The 17177-nt window shown below is 70.4% G+C and carries 16 protein-coding genes; 15 read left to right on the forward strand and 1 reads right to left on the reverse strand.

Going from position 1 to position 17177, the window contains the following annotated elements; all coding sequences use genetic code 11:
• The first annotated feature begins 116 nt into the window (after nt 1–116).
• Both AC07RV_RS31850 and AC07RV_RS31855 read left to right on the forward strand, forming a co-directional pair.
• Nucleotides 117–668, forward strand: coding sequence for a GNAT family N-acetyltransferase (locus AC07RV_RS31850; protein ID WP_444814057.1), 552 nt, complete (start codon nt 117–119; stop codon nt 666–668).
• 3 nt (nt 669–671) lie between these two features.
• Nucleotides 672–2180 (forward strand): MFS transporter, encoded by a 1509-nt coding sequence (locus AC07RV_RS31855; protein ID WP_296785204.1) that lies wholly within the window; start codon nt 672–674, stop codon nt 2178–2180.
• On the opposite strand, the gene AC07RV_RS31860 is transcribed toward AC07RV_RS31855, so the two are convergent.
• Nucleotides 2156–2875 carry a Crp/Fnr family transcriptional regulator gene (locus tag AC07RV_RS31860; RefSeq protein WP_296785202.1) on the reverse strand — a complete coding sequence of 240 codons (720 nt, stop codon included), beginning with the start codon at nt 2873–2875 and terminating at the stop codon, nt 2156–2158. The two genes, AC07RV_RS31855 and AC07RV_RS31860, sit on opposite strands and share 25 nt — an antisense overlap.
• Before the next feature lie 174 nt (nt 2876–3049).
• On the opposite strand from AC07RV_RS31860, the gene AC07RV_RS31865 reads away from it, so the two are divergent.
• From AC07RV_RS31865 to AC07RV_RS31925, 13 genes are all read left to right on the forward strand, one after another.
• Nucleotides 3050–3640 (forward strand): HD domain-containing protein, encoded by a 591-nt coding sequence (locus AC07RV_RS31865; RefSeq protein ID WP_296785199.1) that lies wholly within the window; start codon nt 3050–3052, stop codon nt 3638–3640.
• 26 nt (nt 3641–3666) lie between these two features.
• Nucleotides 3667–4434: a class II aldolase/adducin family protein gene (locus tag AC07RV_RS31870; RefSeq protein WP_093344395.1), complete on the forward strand. Its 768-nt coding sequence runs from the start codon at nt 3667–3669 to the stop codon at nt 4432–4434.
• Nucleotides 4435–4527: 93 nt separating this feature from the next.
• Nucleotides 4528–5406 (forward strand): bile acid:sodium symporter family protein, encoded by an 879-nt coding sequence (locus AC07RV_RS31875; RefSeq protein ID WP_296785197.1) that lies wholly within the window; start codon nt 4528–4530, stop codon nt 5404–5406.
• A 7-nt stretch (nt 5407–5413) separates the two neighbouring features.
• Nucleotides 5414–6340, forward strand: a complete 927-nt coding sequence (locus AC07RV_RS31880) for a LysR family transcriptional regulator (RefSeq protein WP_296785194.1) — start codon at nt 5414–5416, stop codon at nt 6338–6340.
• 77 nt (nt 6341–6417) lie between these two features.
• Nucleotides 6418–7845, forward strand: coding sequence for an FAD-dependent tricarballylate dehydrogenase TcuA (gene tcuA / locus AC07RV_RS31885; protein WP_296785191.1), 1428 nt, complete (start codon nt 6418–6420; stop codon nt 7843–7845).
• A complete protein-coding gene (gene tcuB, locus AC07RV_RS31890; RefSeq protein ID WP_281078644.1) occupies nt 7829–9058 on the forward strand; it encodes a tricarballylate utilization 4Fe-4S protein TcuB in 1230 nt (409 codons plus the stop codon). Before tcuA ends, tcuB begins: the two co-directional genes overlap by 17 nt.
• Before the next feature lie 34 nt (nt 9059–9092).
• Nucleotides 9093–9881 (forward strand): class II aldolase/adducin family protein, encoded by a 789-nt coding sequence (locus AC07RV_RS31895; protein WP_296785187.1) that lies wholly within the window; start codon nt 9093–9095, stop codon nt 9879–9881.
• Nucleotides 9882–9918: 37 nt separating this feature from the next.
• The gene (locus tag AC07RV_RS31900) at nt 9919–10884 is read left to right on the forward strand and encodes a tripartite tricarboxylate transporter substrate binding protein (protein WP_296785185.1); all 966 of its coding nucleotides are present in this window, start codon (nt 9919–9921) and stop codon (nt 10882–10884) included.
• A gap of 13 nt (nt 10885–10897) precedes the next feature.
• Nucleotides 10898–11797 carry an amidohydrolase family protein gene (locus AC07RV_RS31905; RefSeq protein ID WP_296785182.1) on the forward strand — a complete coding sequence of 300 codons (900 nt, stop codon included), beginning with the start codon at nt 10898–10900 and terminating at the stop codon, nt 11795–11797.
• Nucleotides 11798–11826: 29 nt separating this feature from the next.
• Nucleotides 11827–12825, forward strand: coding sequence for a Bug family tripartite tricarboxylate transporter substrate binding protein (locus AC07RV_RS31910; RefSeq protein WP_296785180.1), 999 nt, complete (start codon nt 11827–11829; stop codon nt 12823–12825).
• Nucleotides 12822–13799, forward strand: coding sequence for a D-2-hydroxyacid dehydrogenase (locus tag AC07RV_RS31915; RefSeq protein WP_296785178.1), 978 nt, complete (start codon nt 12822–12824; stop codon nt 13797–13799). Before AC07RV_RS31910 ends, AC07RV_RS31915 begins: the two co-directional genes overlap by 4 nt.
• Before the next feature lie 36 nt (nt 13800–13835).
• Nucleotides 13836–14810 (forward strand): tripartite tricarboxylate transporter substrate binding protein, encoded by a 975-nt coding sequence (locus AC07RV_RS31920; protein ID WP_296785175.1) that lies wholly within the window; start codon nt 13836–13838, stop codon nt 14808–14810.
• Between the two features lie 95 nt (nt 14811–14905).
• Nucleotides 14906–17170 carry a glycoside hydrolase family 3 N-terminal domain-containing protein gene (locus AC07RV_RS31925; protein WP_296785173.1) on the forward strand — a complete coding sequence of 755 codons (2265 nt, stop codon included), beginning with the start codon at nt 14906–14908 and terminating at the stop codon, nt 17168–17170.
• The last annotated feature ends 7 nt before the right edge of the window (nt 17171–17177 follow it).

Raw genomic sequence — 17177 nt, forward strand, 5'->3', positions numbered from 1 at the left:
CTCTTCTATCTATTTATCAGATGGGTTTCATCTTTATTCATCCATTCTATTGAAGCAAGATCGGCGGTCCAGGCGAGGCGACCTCGCCCCGTCCCTGAAAAGAGAAGTTCGTTCGTATGCCGATCTCCCGTCTCGCGATGCCCCGCATCCACACCTCCCCCTTGACCCTGCACTGGTGCCACGACCCCGCGCAGGAAGCCGCCATCGCCGCGCTGTTCATGCGCCAGCTGAGCCCGCGCTACATCTCGCATTCCGAGCTGCAGGGCGCACGCGCCGTCGCGCCCGGCGAATGGCGCCGCGACCTGCCCGAAGTGCTGCGCGCCGAACTGCGCGAAACGCTCGCGCTGCCGCCGGCCACGGCCGCCTCGCTGATCGCCACCGCGCATGCCGGCGATGCGCTGGCCGCGATCGCGCTGGTGTCCATCGACGAGGCCCGGCGCGCCGCGCGCGCCTTCGCCACGCTCGACGACCTCGTGGTCGATGCGCCGTTCCAGTCGGCCGGCGTCGGCGGCCAGCTGTTCGACTGGGTCTGCGCCGAACTGCGGCAGCGCGGCATCGCGCGCCTGTTCCTCGAGAGCGGCATCGGCAACCAGGGCGCGCACCGTTTCTTCGAGGCGCGCGGCTGCACGCCGGTCTCGGTCACGATGCTCAAGGAACTGGAGGCCTGAGCGATGAATACCGTGTTCAAGAAATGGATCACGCTGGTGATCGTCTCGATGGCGCTGCTGCTGATCGTGGTCGACATGACCGTGCTCTACACGGCGCTGCCCACGCTCACGCACGACCTCGCGGCCTCCTCGTCCGAGAAGCTCTGGATCGTCAACGCCTACACGGTGGTGGTGTCGGGCTTCCTGCTCGGCATGGGCGCGCTCGGCGACCGCGTGGGCTACAAGCGCATGTTCCTCGCGGGCCTGATCGTCTTCGGCGTGGCCTCGCTGTGCGCCGCCTATGCCGGCAGCCCCGCGGCGCTGATCGCGGCGCGCGGCCTGCTGGGCGTGGGCGCCTCGATGATGATGCCGGCCACGCTGGCCATCATCCGGCTCGCCTTCGCCGACGAGCGCGAACGCGCGGTCGCCATCGGCGTCTGGGCCTCGGTCGCCTCGGGCGGCGCCGCGTTCGGCCCGGTGGTCGGCGGCGTGCTGCTCGAGTACTTCTGGTGGGGCTCCGTGTTCCTCATCAACGTGCCCGTGGTCGTGCTCGCGCTGGTGCTCGGCGCCTGGCTGCTGCCGGGGCGGCGCGCGGGCGCCACCGCGCAGCCGAAGCCCTTCGACGTCATCGGCTCGGTGCAGGTGTTCGTGGCGCTGGTCTGCCTGGTGCTCGCAATCAAGGAATTCGCCAAGCCCGTGCCCTCGGGCCTCGCGATGGGTATCAGCGCCACCGCGAGCCTGCTGGCCATGGCGCTGTTCGTGCGGCGCCAGCGGCGCAGCGCGAGCCCGCTGGTCGACTTCCGGCTGTTCCGCGACCCGTATTTCTCGGGCGGCGTGATCGCGGCCATCGTGGCCTCGGTGGCGCTGATCGGCGTCGAGCTGGTGTTCAGCCAGCGGCTGCAGCTGGTGACCGGCCTCTCGCCGCTGCAGGCCGGCCTGACGATCCTGCCGGTGCCGCTCGCCGCCTTCGTGGCGGGGCCGCTCGCGGGCATGGTGCTGTCGCGCACCGGCTCGCGCCCGCTGATCCTCGGCGGCCTGCTGGCCACGGCGCTCTCGCTGTGCGGGCTGGCGCTGGCCGTCGATGCCACGGGCGTGCTCAAGCTCGCGGTGCTGGTGCTGCTGGGCCTCGGCGTGGGCGCGACCATCACGGCGGCCTCGAACGCGATCATGAACAACGCGCCGGCCGAACACGCGGGCATGGCGGCGTCGATCGAGGAGGTGTCGTACGAACTCGGCGGCGTGCTCGGCATCGCGCTGCTCGGCAGCGTGCTCTCGTCGACTTACACGGCCACGCTGGCCATTCCCGACACGCTGGCGGTGCCGGCCTCGGCGCGCGACGGCATCGACGGCGCGCTGCTCGCGGCCGAGACACTGCCCACGCAGATCGGCACGCAGCTGGTGGCGCTCGCGCACACGGCCTTCGACCAGGCCTTCTTCGCGGTGATGGCCGTGGCCGTGGCGATCGTCGTCGCGGCGGCCTGTTCGGTGGCGCTGCTGGGCCGGCGCGTTCAGCCGGCGCGTACCAGCTGCTGAAGCGCGTCGAGCGACACCAGCTCGATGCGCCCGTAGCCCAGCGCGACCACGCCCTCGCCCGCCAGCGCATTCAGTTCCTTCGACAGCGTCTGGCGCGTCACGCCGAGCATCATCGCCAGCGCCTCCTGCGGCAGCGCCACGCGCTGGCGCGTGTGCTGCGACTGCGTGGCATCGCCGCGCGCCAGCACCAGCAGGCGGTGCGCGACACGCGCGCGCAGGCTGCGCAGCGTGGCGTCCTCGGCCAGGCCGTAGAGCATGCGCACGCGCGCGGCCAGCATGGCGGCGATCGCGTTGGCGAACACCACGTCGCGCATCAGCTGGCCGAAGGACTGCGGCGAAATCACCAGCAGGTCGAGCGCCTCGAGCGCGGTGGCATCGTGGGTGCGCGGCGAGCCGTCGATCAGCGTGATCTCGCCGAACCAGTTGCCGGGCTCGAGCACCGCGAGGATCGCCTCGCGGCCGTCCTGGCGCAGCGACGAGATCTTGATGGTGCCCGCGGCCAGCCCGAAGAAGCCGCCGTCGGCGATCACCGGATCGCCCTGGCGGAACACCATGGCGCCGCGCCGCAGGTGGATCAGCTCGGCCGCGCCCAGCAGGTTCTCGCGCTGCGCGCGCGGCATGCTCATGAACCAGGGGTTGGACTCCATCGCCGCGCGATGGGGGGCGGACAGGCGCGGTTTGGCGGGAGCGGACATGCGGTGCGGCGGTGGCCGGAAAAAGGTGGAGGCCGATGGCGCGAGACAAGTCGGCGACAGGCGCGGGCGGGGTTTACCAGCAGCCTCAATTGTCAAATTCTTGACAGTTGAGCGTCAAGCCCGGGTCTACAGTGCCCTCACCCACGAACGAGAGACCCACCGGAGACGACAACGATGAATGCACGGGCAAGCTTCAAGACCATGCAGGACAGCACGCGCGAGGACTGGCAGCTGATCGGCGGCGAATTCATGCAGTTCACGCGCGGCCTGCCGGAGCGCGTGATCAAGCACCTGCAGATCCTCGAGGGCGACTACGGCGGCTTTCCGGTCGACCGCTACACCCACTCGCTGCAGACCGCCACGCGCGCGCTGCGCGACGGCCGCGACGAGGAGTACGTGGTGTGCGCGCTGCTGCACGACATCGGCGACACGCTCGGCAGCTTCAACCATCCCGACATCGCCGCCGCGATCCTCAAGCCCTTCGTGAGCGAGGCCAACCACTGGATGGTGCAGAACCACGGCATCTTCCAGGGCCACTACTTCTTCCACCACATCGGCCTGGACCGCGACATGCGCGACAACTTCAAGGACCATCCCCACTACGAGCGCACGGCCGAGTTCTGCGCGCTCTACGACAACCCGGCCTTCGACCCGAAGGCCGAGACATTGCCGATCGCCGAATTCGAGCCGATGCTGCGGCGCGTGATGGCGCAGCCGAAGCAGAGCATCTACAAGGCGGCACTGAAGGAGCCGGCCACGGCCTGAACCCATACCTCCAAAGGACCCCCACCATGAACGCCACCACCCAATCCGAAGTCCAGAAGCTCGTTTCCGCCGAGGAATGGCAGCTGCGCGTCGACCTCGCCGCCTGCTACCGCCTGGTGGCGCTGTACGGCTGGAGCGACCTCGTGTTCACCCACATCAGCGCGCGCGTGCCCGGCCCCGAGCACCACTTCCTGATCAATCCCTACGGCCTGATGTTCGACGAGATCACGGCCTCGAGCCTGGTCAAGGTCGACCAGCAGTGCAACAAGATCATCGACTCGCCCTACCCCGTGAACCCGGCCGGCTTCGTGATCCACAGCGCCGTGCATGCGGCGCGCGAGGACATCCAGTGCGTGCTGCACACGCACACCAAGGCCGGCATCGCCGTCAGCGCGCAGAAGAACGGCGTGCTGCCGATCAGCCAGCAGTCGACCTTCGTGCTGGCCTCGCTGGCCTATCACGACTACGAGGGCGTGGCCTTCCGCGACGACGAGAAGCCACGGCTGCAGGCCGACATGGGCCACGCCAACTTCCTGATGCTGCGCAACCACGGCCTCTTGACCTGCGGCAAGACCATTGCCGATGCGTTCCTTTCGATGTACACCTTCGAGAACACCTGCCAGATCCAGATCGCGGCCCAATCGGGCGGCAGCGAACTCACGCACGTGAACCCGCAGATCATCGAAGGCGTGGGCCAGGCCATGAAGGTGCAAAGCGGCGGCCTCGGCGGCATGTTCGTCTGGCCCTCGCTGATCCGCAAGCTCGACCGCATCGACGACAGCTACAAAAACTAAGACGCGTCGACCCCGGTTTCCCAGGCTGCCAGCACCCGCGCGACGGGGGCCGGCAGCCATTTTTTTAGAACGACGAATGAGGAGACAACACCCATGGACGCCACGCTCATCGTGACCCGCTTCCTGTTCGGCGCGCTCGCGCTCGTGATGTTCGGGCTCGGGCTGTCGCTCTCGCTCGACGACTTCCGGCGCCTGTTCCGGCATCCGAAGGCCGTGACCATCGCGCTGCTGCTGCAGGTCATCGGCCTGCCGCTGGCCTGCTACGCGATCATCGTGGGCTTCGGGCTCTCGCCGGTGTTCGCGATCGGGCTCATGCTGCTCGCGGCCTCGCCCGGCGGCATTTCGGCCAACCTGTTCTCGCATCTGTTCGGCGGCAACGTGGCGATGAACATCTCGCTCACGGCCGTCAACACGCTGCTGTCGATCGTCACGCTGCCGCTGATCGCCAACTGGGCCATCAACCATTTCGCGCAGAGCGGCCAGGTGGTGCCGCTGCAGACGCGCAAGCTGGTCGAGGTGATCGCCATCGTGCTGATCCCGGTGGCCATCGGCATGTTCGTGGCCTCGCGCCGGCCCGGCTTCGCGGCGCGCATGGAGAAGCCGACCAAGATCTTCAGCGGCGTGGTGCTCGCGGTGGTCACGGTGCTGGCGATCGCGAACGAGTGGAAGACCATGGCCGCCACCTTCGCCGAGATCGGCCTGCCGGTGGTGCTGTTCAACGTGCTGAGCCTGCTCGCGGGCTACTACCTGAGCCGCGCCGCGGGCCTCGAGAAGCCGCTGGCCACCGCCATCAGCTACGAGATCGGCATCCACAACTCCACCTTGGCGATCTTCGTCGCGGTCAGCGTGCTCGGCAGCTTCCAGCTCGCGCTGCCGGCTGCGGTGTACTCGGTGGCGATGTACGTCACCGCCCCGCTGTTCGGATGGTTGCTGCTGCGCCGTCGCGCGAGCGAAGTGGCGCCTGCGCGATGATGCGCGCATGGAACTGAGGCAACTGCGCTACTTCGTCAAGGTCTGCGAACTGCGCAGCATGGGCCGCGCGGCCGTCGAGCTCGGCGTGGTCACCTCGGCGCTGAGCCAGCAGATCAGCCGGCTCGAGAGCGAGCTCGCCACCCGCCTGCTGCAGCGCAGCTCCACGGGCGTCACGCCCACCGATGCCGGCCTGGCCTTCCTGCAGCAGGCCCAGCTCACGCTGCGCCATGCCGACGACGCGGTGCGCGCGGCGCAGCAGGCGCGGCTGTCGGGCCATGTCAGCGTGGGCCTCGCGCCCACCACCGCCACCGTGCTCGGCGTGCCGCTGATGCGCGCCATGCAGGAGCGCTATCCCGAGGTGCGGCTGCACATGGTCGAGGCGCTGTCGGGCCATCTCACGACCATGCTGCATGCGCGCCAGCTCGACCTGGCCGTGCTGTTCCAGACCGACACGCCGCGGCGCTGGAGCGTCTCGCCGCTGCTGGCCGAGAAGCTCTTCGTGGTCGCCTCGCCCACGCTGGCCAAGCGCCCCATGGGCACCAAGGTGCGGCTCTCGCAGTTGGCCGAGGTGCCGCTGATCCTGCCGAGCGGCAGCCACGGCCTGCGCGCCACGCTGATGGCGGCCTTCCTGCGCGCGCGCGTGCAGCCGAACATCGTGGCCGAGGTCGACGGCCTCGCGCTGCTGATGGACGCGGTGCGCGCCGGCTACGGCGCCACCGTGCAGCCCGGCGCCGCCACCGCGCGCCACGACCGCGACGACCTCGAGCTCACGCAGATCGCCGATGCCCACGTGGGCCGGCGCAACCTGCTCGTGAGCCTGTCGGACGACGAGCTCTCGCCGGCCGCGCTGGCCACGCGCGTGGTGGTGGCCGACACCGCGCGCAGCCTCGTTCGCGACGGCCGCTGGACCGGCGCCAGTCTTCTCGAAAACTGAACACCCGTTGCCTCATCCGGCCTTTCGCGTGAAGGCCGCGCTGCCTAAAGTCTCCTGGATTCCAAGGAGACCCACGAGTGATAGACGTACTGGTTGTCGGCGGCGGCAATGCCGCGCTGTGCGCCGCCCTGATGGCGCGCGAGGCCGGCGCTTCGGTGCTGCTGCTGGAGGCCTCGCCCAAAGAATGGCGCGGCGGCAATTCGCAGCACACCCGCAACCTGCGCTGCATGCACGACGCGCCGCAGGACGTGCTGGTCGATGCCTACCCTGAAGAGGAGTACTGGCAGGACCTGCTGAAGGTGACGGGCGGCCTCACCGACGAGCATCTCGCGCGGCTGGTGATCCGCGCCTCGTCGAACTGCCGCGACTGGATGCGCGGCCACGGCGTGCACTTCCAGCCGCCGCTGTCGGGCGCGCTGCACGTGGCGCGCACCAATGCCTTCTTCATGGGCGGCGGCAAGGCGCTGGTCAACGCCTATTTCCGCAGTGCCGAAAGGCTCGGCGTGCAGATCCGCTACGACACGCCCGTGGCCTCGGTCGAGCTCGACGGCGAGCGCTTCGTGGCCGTGCGCACCGAGGCCGGCGAACGCATCGCGGCGAAGAGCTGCGTGCTCGCGGCCGGCGGCTTCGAGTCGAACCGCGAATGGCTGCGCGAGGCCTGGGGCCAGAACGAGCGCGGCGAATGGCCGGCCGACAACTTCCTGATCCGCGGCACGCGCTTCAACCAGGGCGTGCTGCTCAAGCACATGATCGCCGCGGGCGCCGACAGCATCGGCGATCCCTCGCAGGGCCACATGGTCGCCATCGACGCGCGCGCGCCGCTCTACGACGGCGGCATCTGCACGCGCATCGATTGCGTCTCGCTCGGCGTGGTGGTCAACCGCGAAGCCCGGCGCTTCTACGACGAGGGCGAGGACTTCTGGCCCAAGCGCTATGCGATCTGGGGCCGGCTGGTGGCGCAGCAGCCGGGGCAGATCGCCTGGTCGATCATCGACCAGAAGGCGGTCGGCCGCTTCATGCCGCCGGTGTTCACGGGCACGCAGGCGAGCACGCTCGGCGAACTCGCGCAGAAGATCGGCCTGGACGAAGCCACTTTCGTGCGCACCGTGCAGGACTACAACGCCGCCTGCCGCGTCGGCCGCTTCGACCACACCGCGCTCGACGACTGCCACACCGAGGGCCTCGCACCCGCCAAGACGCACTGGGCGCGCCCGCTCGACACCGCGCCCTTCTACGCCTACCCGGTGCGCCCCGGCATCACCTTCACCTACCTGGGCCTGAAGGTGGACGAGACCGCGGCCGTGCGCTTCGGCGGCCGGCCCAGCCCCAACCTGTTCGTGGCCGGCGAAATGATGGCCGGCAACGTGCTCGGCAAGGGCTACACGGCGGGCGTCGGCATGAGCATCGGCACGGCCTTCGGCCGCATCGCCGGCACGCAGGCAGCGAAAGCCGCCAAGAACATTTCGAAGAATTCCCCGGAGACCCCTCTTGCAGCAGCTCACTGATCTCGTCGCCCGCGCGCGTGCCGATGCGGACGGCATCGGCGCCACCCCGTCGCGCGTGATCCCGATCCAGCCCGCCCTTCCGCTGACCGCCCCCGAGGGCGAGGTCGCGCGCATCCTGCAGATCTGCAACGCCTGCCGCTACTGCGAGGGCTTCTGCGCCGTGTTCCCCGCGATGACGCGGCGCCTCGAGTTCGGCAAGGCCGACACGCACTACCTGGCCAACCTCTGCCACAACTGCGGCGCCTGCCTGCATGCCTGCCAGTACGCGCCGCCGCACGAGTTCGCGGTCAACGTGCCGCAGGCCATGGCCCAGGTGCGCATGCAGACCTACCACGACTACGCCTGGCCCGCCGCGATGGGCTCGCTCTACGAGAAGGCGGGGCTCACGGTCGCGCTGGCCCTGGCCGGCGGCCTCGCGCTGTTCCTCGTGCTCGCGGTCGCGATGAGCGGCTCGCTGCTGCACGAGCCGCTGGCCGGCAACTTCTACGCGATCTTCCCGCACAACTTCCTCGCGCTGCTGTTCGGCGCGGTGTCGCTGTTCGTGCTGCTCGCGCTGGCGCTGGGCGTGCGGCGCTTCTGGCGCGAGGTCTCGCCGGCCAACGACCCCGGCAACGCGCCGGCCATGGCGGGCGTGCGCGGGCCCGCGAGCGCGGAAGCGGCGCACGACGCGTTGCGCTTGAAGTACCTGGGCGGCGGCCACGGCGAGGGCTGCAACAACGAGGACGACCGCTTCACGCTGTGGCGCCGGCGCTTCCACCACTTCACCTTCTACGGCTTCATGCTGTGCTTCGCCTCGACCTGCGTGGCCACGCTCTACCACTACCTGTTCGACCTGCATGCGCCCTATGCGCTGACCAGCCTGCCGGTGCTGCTGGGCACCGCGGGCGGCATCGGCCTAGTGGTCGGCCCGATCGGCCTCTTGTGGCTCAACCTGCGGCGCGACCCGGCGCATGGCGACGTCGCGCAGCGGCCCATGGACCGCGGCTTCATCGCGCTGCTGTTGCTGACCAGCCTCACGGGCCTGGCGCTGCTGGCCTGGCGCGACACGAGATTCATGGCGCTGCTGCTCGCGGTGCACCTGGGCGTGGTGATGGCGCTGTTCCTCACGCTGCCCTACGGCAAGTTCGCGCACGGCATCTTCCGCTGCGCGGCGCTTCTGAAGTTCGCGATCGAGAAGCGCCTGCCCAGCCGCCTGCAGCTCGGCGCCGACTGAACCCATACCCGATATCGAAGAAAGGACCTCCGCGATGACGAACCCTGGCGTGCTCCAGATCCCCTCCATGAAGGACCAGTGCTCCCCCGCCGAATGGCAGGCGCGCATCGACCTCGCCGCCTGCTACCGGCTGGTCGACCTCTACGGCATGTCCGACATGATGGCCAACCACATCTCCTCGCACGTGCCCGGCGAGAAGGGCGCCTTCCTCATCAACCCCTACGGGATGATGTACGAGGAGATCACCGCGTCCAGCCTCATCAAGGTCGACGCCGACGGCCGCATCCTCTCCTCGCCTGACTTCGGCGAGCTCGACTACGGCATCAACAAGGCCGGCTACGTGATCCACAGCGCGGTGCATGCCGCGCGGCCCGACGTGGCCTGCGTGATCCACACCCACAGCTGGGCCTCGATGGCGGTGTCCTCGCTCGAATGCGGGCTGCTGCCGCTCACGCAGACCGCGATGCGCTTCCTCAAGATCGGCTACCACGACTACCAGGGCGTGGTGCTCAACACCGCCGAGCAGGCCTCGCTGCTGGAAGACCTGGGCGACCGCGAGGCCGTGATCTTCCGCAACCACGGCGCGCTGGTGGTGGGCCGCAGCGTGGGCGAGGCCTTCAACTGGATGCACCGGCTCGAGCTGGCCTGCCGCGCGCAGATCGGCGCGATGTCGTGCAACACGCCACTCAAGGCCGTGCCGCAGAGCGTGCTCGAGGAGACCTGGAACAACTACCAGCCCGGCACGCGCCGCCCCTACGGGCTCATGGAATGGCCGGCGCTGCTGCGCAAGCTCGACCGCATGGATCCGGGCTTCCGCGACTGAAGCACCCGCCTCCCTCGAAGAACCAAGACGACTCCCGATGAAAAGAAGACTGTTCCCCGCCGTACTGGCGCTGCTCGCTGCGGCCATGGCCGTTCCCGCCTTCGCGCAGAAATTCCCGCAGAAGCCCGTCACGCTGGTCGTGCCCTTCGCGCCCGGCGGCAACCTCGACGTGGTCGCGCGCACGCTCGCGCCCGTGCTCGGCCAGATCCTGGGCCAATCGGTGATCGTGGACAACCGCGCCGGTGCGGGCGGCGCCATCGGCGCCTCGTACGTGGCACGCGCGCAGCCCGACGGCTACACGCTGCTGGTCAGCACGCCCAATGCGCTGGTGGTGCTGCCGCTGATGACGAAGACCACCTACGCGCTCGACAACTTCGCGCCCATCGGCCTCGCCGCCACCACGCCGCTGGTGATCGCGGTGCGCGGCCAGGGTCCGTACAAGGACATCGAGACACTGCTCACCGCCGCGCGCGGCAAGCCTGGCCAGGTCACGGCCGGCCATGCGGGCCCGGGCACCACCAACCACATCGCGCTGCTGCAGCTCGAGCGGGCCGGCAAGCTGAGCCTCAACACCGTTCCCTACAAGGGTTCGGCGCCGGCGCTCACCGACCTGCTGGGCGGCCAGATCGACCTGGTGGTGGACCAGCTCACGAGTTCGGCCGCCCACATCCAGTCGGGCATGCTGCGCGCGGTGGCCGTGATGTCGAAGGAACGCGACCCCGCGCTGCCGAACGTGCCGACCCTGCGCGAGGCCGGCCTCAAGGACTTCGACGCCACCACCGCCACCGGCCTGCTCGCGCCGGCCGGCACGCCCGCCGACGTGGTGCAGACGCTCAATGCCGCGCTGCGCAAGGCGCTGGCCGACGAGAACGTGAAGCGCCGCCTGATCTCCGTCGGCAGCCCCGGCCAGGCCTCGTCGCCCGAGGAGTGGCTCGCCACGCTGAAGAAGGAAGACGCCGGCGCCCGTCTGCTCGCGAAGAGCGGCAAGCTCAAGGTCGACTGAGGAGGCAGCCCGCATGACCCGCCCCTGCCTGCCTCCCCACGAGGCCTTCGCACCCGTGGCCTTCGCGCCGCCGCCCGGCGCCTGCGACAGCCATGCCCACGTCTTCGGTCCCTACGCACGCTTTCCGCTCGCCGAGGACCGCAGCTACACGCCCGCCGAATACCCGGGCGCGGCCTTCATCGCGCACCTCGACCGGCTCGGCCTCGCGCGCGGCGTGCTGGTGACCGGCAGCGCGAGCGGCACCGACAACGGCGCGGTGCTCGAAGCCCTGTCGCAGTACCCCGGGCGCCTGCGCGGCATCGCCGTGCCGCGCGCCGACACCGGCGATGCCGAGCTCGACCGCTGGCATGCGGCGGGCATCCGCGGCGTGCGCTTCAACCTGTTCCAGCGCGACGGCCATGCGGTCTACCGCAACGGCGTGGGCATCGAGGTGCTGGAGGCACTCGCGCCGCGCCTCGCGGAACGCGGCTGGCATGCGCAGATCTGGATCCACGCACCCGACCTGGTCGAGCTCGCGCCGCGCCTGCTGCGCCTGGGCCTGCCGCTGGTTATCGATCACATGGGCCGCATGGCGGCCGCGCGCGGCATCGAAGACCCGGGCTTTCGCACGCTGTGCCGGCTGCTGGCCGACGGCAAGGCCTGGACCAAGATTTCGGGCGCCGACCGCAACACCGGCCTGGGCCCGCCCTACGCCGACATCGATCCCTTCGCCGAAGCGCTGCTGCAGGCCAATGCCGAGCGCGTGGTGTGGGGCAGCGACTGGCCGCACATCAACTACTTCGAGGCGCAGCAGGTGCCCGACGACGGCGCCTTGCTGAACCTGCTGGCGCGCTGGCTGCCCGACGCGGCGCAGCGCCGGCGCGTGCTGGTCGACAACCCGGCCGCGCTGTACGACTTTCCCCCGCCCGTGTAGAGCCCATCCACCCCCAGAGGATCACAAGAATGAAACGAGACAAGCCCTCCCTCCTGCCGCGACGACTCCTGGGCCTGGCCGCGGCCCTGCTGCTGGCCGCGGGCCTCGGCGCCGCGCCGCGCGCGCAGGCGCAGGCCGCCTATCCCGCCAAGCCCGTGCGCGTGGTCGTCGCCTTCACCGCGGGCGGCACCACCGACATCCTCGCGCGCGCCGTCACGCAGCAGCTGTCCGAGAAGCTCGGCCAGCCCTTCGTGATCGACAACAAGCCCGGCGGCGGCGGCAACATCGGCACCGAGTTCGTGGTGCGCGCGCCGGCCGACGGCTACACGCTGATCGTCAACTCGGTGGGCCCGATGGCCGTCAACCAGACGCTCTACAAGAACCTCCCCTACGACCCGCTGCGCGACCTGGTGCCCGTGGTGCAGATCGCCGACGTGCCCAACGTGCTGGTGGTGAACCCCGAGGTGCCCGCGAAGACGCTCGAGGAATTCATCGCCTATGCCAAGGCCAACCCGAACAAGCTCAACTACGGCTCGACCGGCATCGGCACCTCCTCGCACCTGTCGAGCTACATGCTCGGCAAGCGCATCGGCGCCGACACGCTGCACGTGCCCTACAAGGGCGCCAATGCGCTCACCGACCTGCTCGCGGGGCGCATCCAGTTCATGTTCGCGACCATTCCCTCGGTGATCCCGCACATCCGCGCGGGCAAGCTGCGCGCCATCGCGGTCAGCAGCCTCAAGCGCTCGCGCTCGCTGCCCGACGTGCCGACCGTGGCCGAGAAGGGTTTCGGCGATTTCTCGGCCGGCTCCTGGTTCGGCTTCTTCGCGCCCAAGGGCACGCCCGCGCCGGTGATCGCGCTGCTCAACAAATCGGTCAACGACGCGCTGCCCTCGCTCGAAGCGCAGATGATCCGCGAGGGCGCCGACCCGGTGGGCGGCACGCCCGAGCAGTTCGGCCGGTTCACGCGGCAGGAGTACGAGAAATGGAAGAGCATCGTTCGCGAGTCGGGCGCGACGGCCGAATGAGCGGGCCGCTGCGCATTCTGATGACCGAGGCCGCCGCGCTCCAGGCCGGCACCGGCCTGGTCGAGGCATTGGCCGGCCGCGCGCACGTGGTGGTGGCCGAGGGCGACGATGCCGACGTGGCCTTCGTCTCGCGCGACGTCACGGGCCTGTCGACCAAGCACGAGCTGCTGCCGCAGACCCGGCGCTTTCACGATGCGCTGCGCCATGCGCCCTCGCTGCGCTGGGTGCATGCCCATTCCTCGGGCGCCGACCGGCCCGTGTACGGCGAGCTGCGCGCGCGCGGCGTCGAGGTGACGACCTCCTCGGGCGCCAATGCGGGCGTGGTGGTGCAGACCGCGCTGGCCGGCGTGCTGATGCTCGCGCGCCGCTTTCCGCAACTGCTCGCGGCGCAGCGCGAGAAGACCTGGGCGCCGCTCGTGGGCAGCGGGCTGCCGCGCGACCTCGCGGGCCAGACCGCGGCGATCGTGGGCTGGGGGCCGATCGGTCAGGGCCTGGGCGCGCTGCTGTCGGCGCTCGGGCTGCGCGTGGTCTCGGTGCGCAGCAGCGCCGATGCGGCGCTGGCGCCCGCCGTCGAGAGCGTGCGCTTCGAGGACATCGGCCAGGTGCTGCCGCGCGCCGACTGGCTGCTGCTCGCCTGCCCGCTGACCGAACGCACGCGCGGGCTGGTCGATGCCGCCGCGCTCGCGTTGCTGCCGCCGGGCGCGCGGCTCGTGAATGTCGCGCGCGGCGAGGTGGTCGACGAAGCCGCGCTGATCGAGGCGCTGCGCGGCGGCGCGCTCGCCGGTGCCTATCTCGACGTGTTCGCGCACGAGCCGCTGCCCGCCGACTCGCCGCTGTGGTCGCTGCCGAACGTCATCGTCACGCCCCACACGGCCGGCCATTCGGACGGCAACGAGGCGCGCGTGGCCGCCCTCTTCCTCGACAACCTGCGGCGCTGGAACGCCGGCCTGCCGCTGCGCAACCGCGTGACCTGACCACCCTCTTCATAACAACACCAAGACCCCACGACCATGAAAAGACAAGCCTTCCTCCGCACCACCCTCGCGACCCTGCTGCTGGCCGCGGGCACCCTGCCCGCGCTCGCCGCCGACTGGCCGAGCAAGCCCATCACCCTCGTGGTTCCCTTCGTGGCCGGCGGCACCACCGACATCGTCGCGCGCACCGTGGGCCAGAAGCTCTCGGAATCGCTCAAGCAGCCAGTGATCGTCGACAACCGCGGCGGCGCGGGCGGCACCGTGGGCGCGACCCTCGCGGCCAAGGCGCCGGCCGACGGCTACACGCTGTTCCTCGCGACCATCGCGCACTCGATCGCGCCGGGCCTCTACAAGAAGCTGGCCTACGACTTCCAGCGCGACTTCGACCCGGTGGCGCTGGTGGCCTCCACGCCCAACGTGCTGATCGTCAACGACAAGGTGCCCGCGAAGACCGTCGCCGAACTCGTGGCCTACATCAAGGCCAATCCCGGCAAGATCAACTTCGGCTCGGCCGGCAACGGCAGCACCGAGCACATCTCGGGCGAACTGTTCCGCTCGATGACGAAGACCGAGATCGTGCACGTGCCCTACAAGGGCGGCGCGCCGATGATGGCCGACCTGATGGGCGGCCAGATCCAGATGGCGATCGAGACCAGCCCCTCGGCCTCGCCGCACGTCAAGGCCGGCAAGGTGCATGCGCTGGCCGTGACCACGAAGGCGCGTTCGCCCGCCTACCCCGGCGTGCCCACGCTCGACGAGGCCGGCCTCAAGGGCTACGACATGACGACCTGGTTCGCGCTGATGGCGCCGCACGGCACGCCGCCCGAGATCGTGCAGCGGCTCAACACCGAGCTCTCGCGCGCGCTGCAGCAACCCGACGTGGTCAAGCGCTTCGAGGAACAGGGCGTGACGGCCGGCCGCATGAAGCCCGCCGAACTCGCGGCCTTCATCGGCAGCGAGACCACCAAGTGGGTCAAGGTGGCGAAGGAGTCGGGCGCGACGGCCGAATAGCCCACGGCTCGTGTGAACGGGTCGGACATCGCCCTACGGGCAGGGCGGAAACCCGCTTGCGACCGCGGCGGGCGATGTCTGCAGAATGGGCGCCCATGCACGTCGGAAAAAAAGCCCCGTTCCTCTTTCTCGCCCTCGGTCTCCTCGCCAGCCTCCTCGCCTTCGCCCAAGCCCCCGTCCCGGCCGTCACCGATCAGCGCATCGAGGCGCTGATCGCGCGCATGACGGTCGAGGAGAAGGTCGGCCAGTTGAGCCTCTACGGCCCGGCCGATACCAACATCCCCGGCAACCCGCAGGCCAACCGGCGCAATGCGCAGCTCGAGGCCGACGAGGTGCGCGCGGGCCGCGTGACCGGCCTCTTCAACAACGAGGGCCTGACGCGCAAGCGCGAGCTGCAGCGCATCGCGGTCCAGGAATCGCGCCTGGGCATTCCGCTGATCTTCGGCGCCGACGTGATCCACGGCTTTCGCACCATCTTCCCGATGCCGCTGGCCGAGGCCTCGAGCTGGGAACCCGCGCTGGCCGAGCGCACCGCGCGCGCGGCGGCGGTCGAGGCCAGCGCCGACGGCTTCCGCTGGACCTTCGCGCCCATGGTCGACATCGCGCGCGATGCGCGCTGGGGCCGCGGCATCGAGGGCGTGGGCGAAGACCCGCTGCTCGCGAGCCGCTTCGCCGCCGCGCGCGTGCGCGGCTTCCAGGGCGACGACCTGTCGCGCGCCGATGCCATGCTCGCCACGCCCAAGCACTTCGCGGGCTACGGCGCGGCCGAGGGCGGGCTCGACTACAACACCGTCGACATCTCCGAGCGCACGCTGCGCGAGGTCTACCTGCCGCCGTTCCGCGCCGCGCTCGACGCGGGCGCGCTGTCGCTGATGAGCGGCTTCCACGAGATCTCGGGCATTCCCTCGACCGCCAACCCGGCGCTGCTGACCGGCGTGCTGCGCGGCGAGTGGGGCTTCCGGGGCTTCGTGGTGTCGGACTACACGGCCGACGAGGAACTGATCGCGCACGGCTACGCGGCCAACGGCCGCGAGGCCGCGAAGCAGGCCTTCCTCGCGGGCACCGACATGAGCATGCAGAGCGGCCTCTACATGCGCGAGCTGCCGGGCTTGGTGGCCGCGGGCGAGGTGCCGATGGCGCGGCTCGACGACGCGGTGCGCCGCGTGCTCCACGCCAAGCTCAGGCTCGGCCTGTTCGACCAGCCGATGCGCGGCCTCGACGGCCCGCCGGCCGCGCAGCGCGCCGAGGACCCGGCCTTCATCGCGCTGGCGCGCGAGAGCGCGCGCCGCTCGATCGTGATGCTGAAGAACGAGGGCGCGCTGCTGCCGCTCGCGAAGACCGGCACCCGGGTCGCGCTGATCGGCCCCTTCGCCTCGGGCACGCAGGACCTGCTGGGCGCCTGGAGCCTGTTCCCGGGCCAGAGCGCGCCGGTGGGCATCGACCAGGGCCTGCGCGCCGCGCTCGGCGACGCGGCCTCGCTCACGGTCACGCGCGGCTCGAACGTCGAGTCGCTCGTGCCCGGCGGCATCGAGGCCGCGGTGGCCGCGGCGCGCCAGGCCGACGTGGTGGTGCTGGCCATCGGCGAAGGCGAGCGCATGTCGGGCGAATCGCGCTCGCGCGCCGACATCGGCCTGCCGCTGGTGCAGCAGGCGCTGGCCGAGGCGGTCGCGGCCACCGGCAAGCCGATCGTCGTGCTCTTGAGCAACGGCCGCGCGATGGCGCTGCCGCCGGTGGTGCGCGATGCGCGCGCGATCCTCGTGACCTGGTTCCTCGGCGTGCAGACCGGCCACGCGATCGCCGACGTGCTGTTCGGCGACTTCAATCCCTCGGGCCGGCTGCCGGTGAGCTTTCCGCAGGCGGCGGGACAGGTGCCCTACTACTACGCCCACAAGCGCACCGGCCGCCCGCTGCCACCCGACGCGCCCGGCACCGCCTTCAAGACGCGCTACATCGAGGCCCCCAACGAGGCGCTCTATCCCTTCGGCTTCGGCCTGGGCTTCGCGCCGGTGCGCTACGACAGCGTCGCGCTCGACAGCGAGCAGTTGCCGATGACGGACGGCACGCTGCGCGTGCGCGCCACCGTCACCAACACCGGCCAGCGCGAGGCCGAGGAAGTGGTGCAGCTCTACATCGCGCAGCGCACCGCGAGCGTGACGCGACCGGTGCGCGAGCTCAAGGATTTCCGCAAGCTGCGCATCGCGCCCGGCGCCTCGGTGCAGGTCGAGTTCGCGCTGCGCGCGGCCGACCTCGCCTTCATCGGCCGCGACCTGCGGCCCACCGTGGAGCCCGGCGACTTCGACCTGTGGGTATCGCCCTCGGCCGTGGGCGGGTTGCACGCGCGCTTCGCGCTGGTGCGCTGAAGTGCGC

This window comes from Variovorax sp. GW821-FHT09B01, from assembly GCF_059418345.1.

Excerpts from the sequence above, each read along its gene's own strand:
- AC07RV_RS31880 (WP_296785194.1), top strand. The coding sequence starts at position 5,414 with ATGGAACTGAGGCAACTGCGCTACTTCGTCAAGGTCTGCGAACTGCGC.
- AC07RV_RS31915 (WP_296785178.1), top strand. The coding sequence starts at position 12,822 with ATGAGCGGGCCGCTGCGCATTCTGATGACCGAGGCCGCCGCGCTCCAG.
- AC07RV_RS31925 (WP_296785173.1), top strand. The coding sequence starts at position 14,906 with ATGCACGTCGGAAAAAAAGCCCCGTTCCTCTTTCTCGCCCTCGGTCTC.
- AC07RV_RS31920 (WP_296785175.1), top strand. The coding sequence starts at position 13,836 with ATGAAAAGACAAGCCTTCCTCCGCACCACCCTCGCGACCCTGCTGCTG.
- AC07RV_RS31910 (WP_296785180.1), top strand. The coding sequence starts at position 11,827 with ATGAAACGAGACAAGCCCTCCCTCCTGCCGCGACGACTCCTGGGCCTG.
- AC07RV_RS31850 (WP_444814057.1), top strand. The coding sequence starts at position 117 with ATGCCGATCTCCCGTCTCGCGATGCCCCGCATCCACACCTCCCCCTTG.
- AC07RV_RS31905 (WP_296785182.1), top strand. The coding sequence starts at position 10,898 with ATGACCCGCCCCTGCCTGCCTCCCCACGAGGCCTTCGCACCCGTGGCC.
- AC07RV_RS31895 (WP_296785187.1), top strand. The coding sequence starts at position 9,093 with ATGACGAACCCTGGCGTGCTCCAGATCCCCTCCATGAAGGACCAGTGC.
- AC07RV_RS31860 (WP_296785202.1), bottom strand. The coding sequence starts at position 2,875 with ATGTCCGCTCCCGCCAAACCGCGCCTGTCCGCCCCCCATCGCGCGGCG.
- AC07RV_RS31875 (WP_296785197.1), top strand. The coding sequence starts at position 4,528 with ATGGACGCCACGCTCATCGTGACCCGCTTCCTGTTCGGCGCGCTCGCG.
- AC07RV_RS31855 (WP_296785204.1), top strand. The coding sequence starts at position 672 with ATGAATACCGTGTTCAAGAAATGGATCACGCTGGTGATCGTCTCGATG.
- AC07RV_RS31865 (WP_296785199.1), top strand. The coding sequence starts at position 3,050 with ATGAATGCACGGGCAAGCTTCAAGACCATGCAGGACAGCACGCGCGAG.
- AC07RV_RS31900 (WP_296785185.1), top strand. The coding sequence starts at position 9,919 with ATGAAAAGAAGACTGTTCCCCGCCGTACTGGCGCTGCTCGCTGCGGCC.
- AC07RV_RS31870 (WP_093344395.1), top strand. The coding sequence starts at position 3,667 with ATGAACGCCACCACCCAATCCGAAGTCCAGAAGCTCGTTTCCGCCGAG.